This window comes from Geminocystis sp. CENA526 (assembly GCF_050753365.1).
Lineage (GTDB): Bacteria > Cyanobacteriota > Cyanobacteriia > Cyanobacteriales > Cyanobacteriaceae > Geminocystis.
This window is the reverse complement of record NZ_JBLZFY010000157.1, coordinates 1-6,630: the sequence shown is the minus strand read 5'-3', so window position 1 is coordinate 6,630 and position 6,630 is coordinate 1. Positions and strand designations below refer to the sequence as shown.

Genomic DNA, 6,630 nt, shown 5'->3' with positions numbered 1-6,630 from the left:
GATTCACTGGTTAGAAATTAATAGTTAATTTAAGCTCTATGGCTTACCGTTATCTCCTGAATCCCTTATGATAATTAAATAATAACAGACAACTGAAATTAAGCGAGTAATTGTCAATGCACTCATGGGCAGAAGAAGAATTGAAAGACACAGGATTACCAGATAAAAGATTAAATCAACGACTGATCAAAATTGTCACACAGGCTGTTGAACAACCATCAGCAACTATTCCACAAGCTAGTGAAACTTGGAGTGACACTAAGGCTACTTATGATTTTTGGAAATTCCAGAGATTTGATTACGGAGATATTATTGAAGGTCATCATCAAAAAACCTTACAACGAGCAGGAAAAGAAGAACTGGTATTAATGATACAAGATACCAGTGACTTCAACTTTACTCATCATCGAAGTAAAACTTGGGAAAAAGGTTTTGGACAAACCAGCTCTCAAAATTATGTTCGGGGGTTGAAAGTACATTCAAGTTTAATGGTTAGTACACAAGGAGTACCCTTATTTAATAAAAGTTATAGCATTTATTTTCTCCTAATTTATCATTACTGTAGAAGAGCCACAAAACTTCGCTATATCAATATTTTAATCAATAAATTTTATAGTTTTATTTAAACCATGAGTGATAAAAATATAGTAATTCCCAATGTGATTATTGGCTTAGGAAATCCTGAACCAAAATTCGATCGAACCCGTCATAATATAGGTTTTGAAATAGTCGATTATTTAGCCCTAAAATGGGGTTTAATGTGGCAAAAAAATAGTAAATTTAATGCTTTAATTTGTGAAGGAATGGCATCTAATAATCGTAAAATTAGGTTAGTCAAACCCTTAACTTATATGAATCGATCGGGACAATCCGTTAGAGCCGTGCTAGACTGGTATAAACTCACCGCAGAGTCGATATTAGTGGTATATGACGATATGGATTTGCCCTTCGGCAGAATCAGATTAAGGCTGTCAGGCTCGGCAGGAGGGCATAATGGTATGAAATCGATTATTTCCCATGTAGGAGGGCAAAATTTCCCCCGTTTTCGCATCGGTATTGGCAAATCTGGGGGAAAAGAGGAAACCATTAGTCATGTTTTGGGCAAATTTTCTCATAGTGAAACAAAGGTAATAGATGAATTAAAAATATTAACCTACGATGCTATTAATGTTAGTTTAAAAGAGGGAGTAGAAAAAGCCATGAGTCTTTATAATCAAAAATTTATCGAAATTTAATTTTCATTAGACTTCTCCATTAATTAAGATTTTAAGGGCTGAAGCCCTTACTACGAACCAATTAAAAATAATTTTTGGAAATGTCTATTTATTGTATAGAATACCAGATACTTAATAATTATGAATTTTGCTCTAAAAATTGCTCATATAATTGATTTAATAACCGAATGGTATAGTAAAGTTATTTACTGGTTAGTTTTAGTGATGATTGCAGTCGGTGTCTGGAATGTATTAGGTAGATATATTGGTAGAATAATTGGTGAAAATTTAAGCTCCAATAGCCTTATCGAATTGCAATGGTATTTATTCGATTTAATCTTCTTTTTAGGTGCGGCTTATACCCTCAAAAAAGATAGTCATGTTAAGGTAGATATTTTTTATAAAAATCTTTCTTCCAAGAAAAAAGCCTTAATCAATATATTAGGAATTATTTTATTTTTAATGCCTTTTTGTGGAGTAATAATTTATTTTTCTTGGCAATATGTTGTCAATTCATGGACAATAATGGAAATGTCTCCCGATGATGGCGGTTTACCCCGTTATCCGATTAAAACTATCATTATTATTAGCCCTATTTTGTTAATTATTCAAGGTATTTCTGAGTTGATTAAAAACTTATCTGTTTTTCTCGATATTCCCCACAGAAAATTAACTTAACGATACAAAATTTTCGTCAAAAAATAGCTTATAGCTTTTCATTTCTTTAAACCATACTTTGTTACACCTCTAATAGCGATCGTTAAATAAATTTAACTCAATTTCTACAAAAAATATCATAGTTTTCGTATCAAAAGGCAAAAAAAGAGACGTAAAATTTTACGCCTCCACAATATAAAGAATTATGAAATTTTAGTCTAAGACTTTGGGGGCATCAGGCACATAGGCTTGACTTTCCTTCGATCGAACTATGGCTAAACCTTCTTGTAATGCACTCAGTCGATCGAGCATCCAGTGGTGTTCAGGAATTAATCCTGTAAGCCCTAATTTTTCTAAACGGCTTCTCACTTTACCCGTTGCGCCGACTACGATAACCTCGTGATTATTGTCGATGGCTTCCTTAATGGCATTTTCTAAAGCTAAGGAAGATGTTACCCCTAAAATTGGTACTTCAATTAAGTTGACAATCAACACATCGTAATTAGCAACAGCATTATGTTCTCTGGATATTGCTTTGGCAACACCGAAAATCATAGGACCACTCAAGTGGAAGTATAATACTCGCCCTCCAGCTAAATCCAAGATTTGTTTTTCTTCATCCGTGAGAGAAATTTCATCATCAGCAGTACTAATGATTTTGACGGATTTCGATCGAAGTTCCGAAAGTTTATCAATAGTCAAGACATTAGCAATGAAAACACCCACCCCAACAGCTACCATTAAGTCAACGAATACGGTTAAGGCAATCACCCCATAAACAATAGCGGTGGCATTCCAAGAAATTTTATGAACTCGTTTGAGGAAACCCCAGTCCATAATATTAATACCCACTTTTAAAGCAATCCCTGCTAATACAGCTAAAGGAATACTAGCAGTTAAAGGGGCTGCCCATACCACCACCACAAATAAGATTAAAGCACGGGTAATGCCCGACAAGGCGGAAGTTGCCCCAGTTTGAATATTTACTACCGTCCCCATAGTAGCACCAGCCCCCGGAATACCTCCAAATAAACCAGAGAATAAATTACCTAAACCTTGCCCAATTAACTCTTTATTGGAATTATGCTCTGTACGAGTTAAACTATCAGCGACAACGGAAGTTAACAAAGCATCAATACAACCTAACATCCCCAATACGAGGGCATCAAAAATCATATTACGCAATTGACTCGCCTCAAAAGTGGGAATTTGTAAGTTAGGTAATCCTGTGGGAATTTCCCCAATACGGCGAATGTCTGCATCTCCAAACAAAGTTAAGGAAACGATAGTACCCACAATCAAAGCTAATAATTGAGGGGGTATAATGCGTTTATATTTAGACGGCACAACGTAAAGAATCACTACCGTCATTACTGCTAAAACCGTTTCTAAAGGTTGAATATTAGAGATGAGATTAGGAATATTTTGAATTGTACCGATAACCCCTCCTTTAGGACTAGCTTGACCCAAAAAAGGTGCTGTTTGTAAGATAATCAGGATTAAACCGATACCTGTCATAAACCCTGAAATAACGGTATAGGGCATCATGGTGACGTATTTACCCAACTTGAGAAAGCCGAATAAAATTTGGAATAATCCTGCCATCATTACTACGGTAAAAGCCATCGCCATCCCATTTTCTGGATTAGATGCGATCGAGTTAGCAATTACAGCCGTCATTACAACGGTCATCGGACCTGTAGGCTCAGAGATTAAAGTAGGAGTACCGCCAAAAACAGCCGCAAAAAAGCCCACTAAAACCGCTCCCCACAATCCAGCAGAAGCACCAGCACCAGAGGCGATACCAAAAGCTAAAGCCATAGGTAAGGCGATAACGGCGGCGGTTAAACCGCCAAAAACATCCCCTTGAATATTGCGAAAATGAATTTTATTTGTTATCTGCATTTATTTATATTAAAGTAAGGGTTTGTCGGAAGATTTTGTATAGAGCAAAATCAATATATTTTTTATTTAAAATAGTTAAAAATCTATACTTAATATATTAAGGGATCGGTTGACAAATGAAAAGTCAGTTTTATTGATATTTTTAAATAAGTTTGATAAATTTTAATAATTATAATCCACACTTCTCATGTCATGGTGCAACCCAAATAATTTGTTGATTTTGAGCCAGTTGAAAAAGTGTCTTAAAGGTGGACTGTATCCAGAAATATTCTAATTATGATCGTGATAAATGCAAGATGGAGCAAAAAAATCATGGGTAAAGAAAATTTTAACCAAACCCACAGCAGTGCATGGGTTATTCAAACATGGCTATCTTTTATCATTTCGATCGGTGCCACTTCTATTGGTATCATTTATTTACCAGTGGATGTATGGATTAAAGGGTATATGGGGATGGGATTAATATTTACCATCGGTTCAACGGTAAGTTTAACCAAAACCCAGAGAGATATTCACGAAGCCAGTAGGATTATTGCTAAATTAGAAGAAGCGAAAGTGGAACGCATTTTAGCAGAACACAATAGTATTAATTAAAAAACTATAGAAAATAAGTACTTAGGGGATACTCAAAAAGTATTTTCTCATTATTCTTCTGCAATAAAAGATTAATTTAAGCTAGAGTAGCAAATATATAAAGAGTTAACAGGAGAAAAAAATATGTGCATTTGTGTTAACTGTACTTATGTCGATCGATGTAACACTTACCATGCGGTAGAAACTCAACATCAACAACCACACTTAACCGACAGTCCAGATTTTGAACCATTAGAACCATCTATAAATGTAAACATAAGAACCCTTGACGATTATATCGAAATGGAATGGGATGTAGTGGGTTGTGATAGTTTTATGATGGAAATGGGAAAATGGGCTAAATTAAGACCGGGGGAAGCGATTCCCACTTAGAAAAAAAAATGTAGGTTGGGTTAGCACTCATAGCAACCCAACAAAATCCGTTATTGTTAGTACTTATAACCAAATCCTTAACCAATAGAAATAGAAAAAACTTTTGCAAAAGTCTTGACTAATTTTTCTTTTACCTCTAAAATACTAATACTTGGATCATAATGGGATATTGTCGTCACAAATTTATCTCGAATACCGCAAGGAACAATTTTTTCAAAACCAGATAAATCGCAACACACATTTAAAGCGAAGCCGTGCATGGTTATCCAACGTTTAACTTTTATCCCTATGGCAGCTATTTTGGCATTGCCAATCCATACCCCTGTTAATCCTTTTATTCTATGGGCTTCAATGTTATACTCTGCTAATAATTGAATAATCACTTCTTCTAATTGTCTTAAATACCAATGCAAATCTTGTTGATAATAGTGTAAGTTTAAAATGGGATAAACTACTATTTGCCCCTCACAGTGAAAGGTTACTTCTCCGCCCCTTTCTGTGCGATATAACTCCCCAGAAAAAGAATTTAGGTCAAATTTGAGGTTATCAAGGGTTGAGCCTGTGCCTAGGGTATAAACCGCAGGATGTTCTACTAATAATAATTTATCGGGTAAATGGGGATTATCGAGTCTTGCTTGAACTAATTTTTGTTGATATTCCCATGCTTTTTTATAACTAATTAACCCTATATTTTCTACTTCTATAATTCGATCGAACACAAGAATCCTCAAAAAAATAGCTAATATTAATTAACAAATAATAAATTATTGGGGGCAATTTTTATGGTAAAATTTACTTTATAATCAGATCATTTAGACATCGGGCAAAAAATAGATAAACTTTCGTAGTGAGGGTTTTAACCCTTATTTTAACTAATTCGATCGATGTCTATTGTAACAGGGAAAGTCTGCGGAAGCGATTATTTTCTCTCAAAAATTTATTCACTATTTACTATTACCATGACGACTTCTTGGTGGGAAATTAAAATAAATCATATACCAGTATTAGAAGATATTATTTTTTGGCGTTTACAAGAATTTGGATGTCAGGGTACAGCATTAATGAAAGAGGAAGGCTTATGGTTTATCAAAGCCTATATTCCTTCTATTACTACAGAAACCGTTGATTTAGCGGCTCTTTCTCTCTGGTTAAAACAGGATTGTTTGTTACAAGGTTATGAAAGTCCGCCGATTACATGGCGGTTGATTGATGATGAAGATTGGGCGAGTAGTTGGAAAAATCATTGGCAACCTATGGATATAGGCGATAGATTTTCTATTTATCCCGCATGGATTGAAGCACCCTCACAGTCTGATCGTCTTATTATTCGCCTTGATCCAGGTTCGGCTTTTGGTACAGGGGTTCATGCTACAACTCAACTGTGTTTAGAGGCGTTGGAAATGAGGTTAGATGAGACGACTCCAGATAGTTCGATCGCTGATATTGGTTGTGGTTCGGGGATTTTATCGATCGGAGCAAAATTATTAGGTGCAAAAAAGGTATATGCTACAGATATTGATCCCTTAGCGGTAAAAGCCACCCAAGAAAATAGTGAATTGAATCACGTTGAGGGTATTGAGATTTTTCAGGGTAGCATTGAGCAATTGATGTTGATACAAGGACTAAAATTCGATGGTATTGTGTGCAATATTTTGGCAGAAGTCATCAAAACCATGATTCCTGACATGGGCAAAATTATTAAGCCGAATGGATGGATGGCATTAAGTGGTATTTTAGTAGATCAATCCCTTGAAATCGCAAACTTACTAGAACAGGACGGGTGGTCGATCGCCTCTTTGTGGAAACGAGGAGAATGGAGTTGTTTGAATGTTCGTAAAACTCAGTAAATAGTGTATAGTGTATAGTGTATAGTGTATAGTGTATAGTG

Annotated in this window: 8 protein-coding genes; 6 read left to right on the top strand and 2 right to left on the bottom strand. The window is 35.3% G+C overall.

Annotation, left to right across the window (positions count from 1 at the left end):
- Window positions 1–116: 116 nt before the first annotated feature.
- From ACN4EE_RS21565 to ACN4EE_RS21555, 3 genes are all read left to right on the top strand, one after another.
- Window positions 117–626, top strand: coding sequence for an IS4/Tn5 family transposase DNA-binding protein (locus ACN4EE_RS21565; RefSeq protein WP_431708570.1), 510 nt, complete (start codon window positions 117–119; stop codon window positions 624–626).
- A 3-nt stretch (window positions 627–629) separates the two neighbouring features.
- On the top strand, window positions 630–1,235 hold the full coding sequence (gene pth, locus ACN4EE_RS21560; protein ID WP_431708569.1) for an aminoacyl-tRNA hydrolase: 606 nt from the start codon (window positions 630–632) through the stop codon (window positions 1,233–1,235).
- A gap of 120 nt (window positions 1,236–1,355) precedes the next feature.
- Complete coding sequence (locus ACN4EE_RS21555) at window positions 1,356–1,892, top strand: TRAP transporter small permease subunit (RefSeq protein ID WP_431708568.1); 537 nt, start codon at window positions 1,356–1,358, stop codon at window positions 1,890–1,892.
- 192 nt (window positions 1,893–2,084) lie between these two features.
- Here the strand turns inward: ACN4EE_RS21555 and bicA are convergent, their stop codons facing one another.
- Window positions 2,085–3,776, bottom strand: coding sequence for a bicarbonate transporter BicA (gene bicA, locus ACN4EE_RS21550; protein ID WP_431708567.1), 1,692 nt, complete (start codon window positions 3,774–3,776; stop codon window positions 2,085–2,087).
- Window positions 3,777–4,088: 312 nt separating this feature from the next.
- Between bicA and ACN4EE_RS21545 the strand changes: the two genes are divergently transcribed.
- Window positions 4,089–4,370, top strand: coding sequence for a YiaA/YiaB family inner membrane protein (locus ACN4EE_RS21545; RefSeq protein WP_431708566.1), 282 nt, complete (start codon window positions 4,089–4,091; stop codon window positions 4,368–4,370).
- Between the two features lie 123 nt (window positions 4,371–4,493).
- A complete protein-coding gene (locus tag ACN4EE_RS21540) occupies window positions 4,494–4,742 on the top strand; it encodes a Ycf34 family protein (RefSeq protein WP_431708565.1) in 249 nt (82 codons plus the stop codon).
- Between the two features lie 77 nt (window positions 4,743–4,819).
- Here ACN4EE_RS21540 and lipB read toward each other — a convergent pair whose 3' ends face one another.
- Window positions 4,820–5,461: a lipoyl(octanoyl) transferase LipB gene (gene lipB / locus ACN4EE_RS21535; RefSeq protein WP_431708564.1), complete on the bottom strand. Its 642-nt coding sequence runs from the start codon at window positions 5,459–5,461 to the stop codon at window positions 4,820–4,822.
- A 240-nt stretch (window positions 5,462–5,701) separates the two neighbouring features.
- On the opposite strand from lipB, the gene prmA reads away from it, so the two are divergent.
- A complete protein-coding gene (gene prmA / locus ACN4EE_RS21530) occupies window positions 5,702–6,589 on the top strand; it encodes a 50S ribosomal protein L11 methyltransferase (protein ID WP_431708571.1) in 888 nt (295 codons plus the stop codon).
- Window positions 6,590–6,630: the final 41 nt, after the last annotated feature.

Bases quoted from the DNA above. Each gene is read 5' to 3' on its own strand.
- ACN4EE_RS21565 (WP_431708570.1), top strand. From the start codon at position 117: ATGCACTCATGGGCAGAAGAAGAATTGAAAGACACAGGATTACCAGAT.
- pth (WP_431708569.1), top strand. From the start codon at position 630: ATGAGTGATAAAAATATAGTAATTCCCAATGTGATTATTGGCTTAGGA.
- ACN4EE_RS21555 (WP_431708568.1), top strand. From the start codon at position 1,356: ATGAATTTTGCTCTAAAAATTGCTCATATAATTGATTTAATAACCGAA.
- bicA (WP_431708567.1), bottom strand. From the start codon at position 3,776: ATGCAGATAACAAATAAAATTCATTTTCGCAATATTCAAGGGGATGTT.
- ACN4EE_RS21545 (WP_431708566.1), top strand. From the start codon at position 4,089: ATGGGTAAAGAAAATTTTAACCAAACCCACAGCAGTGCATGGGTTATT.
- ACN4EE_RS21540 (WP_431708565.1), top strand. From the start codon at position 4,494: ATGTGCATTTGTGTTAACTGTACTTATGTCGATCGATGTAACACTTAC.
- prmA (WP_431708571.1), top strand. From the start codon at position 5,702: ATGACGACTTCTTGGTGGGAAATTAAAATAAATCATATACCAGTATTA.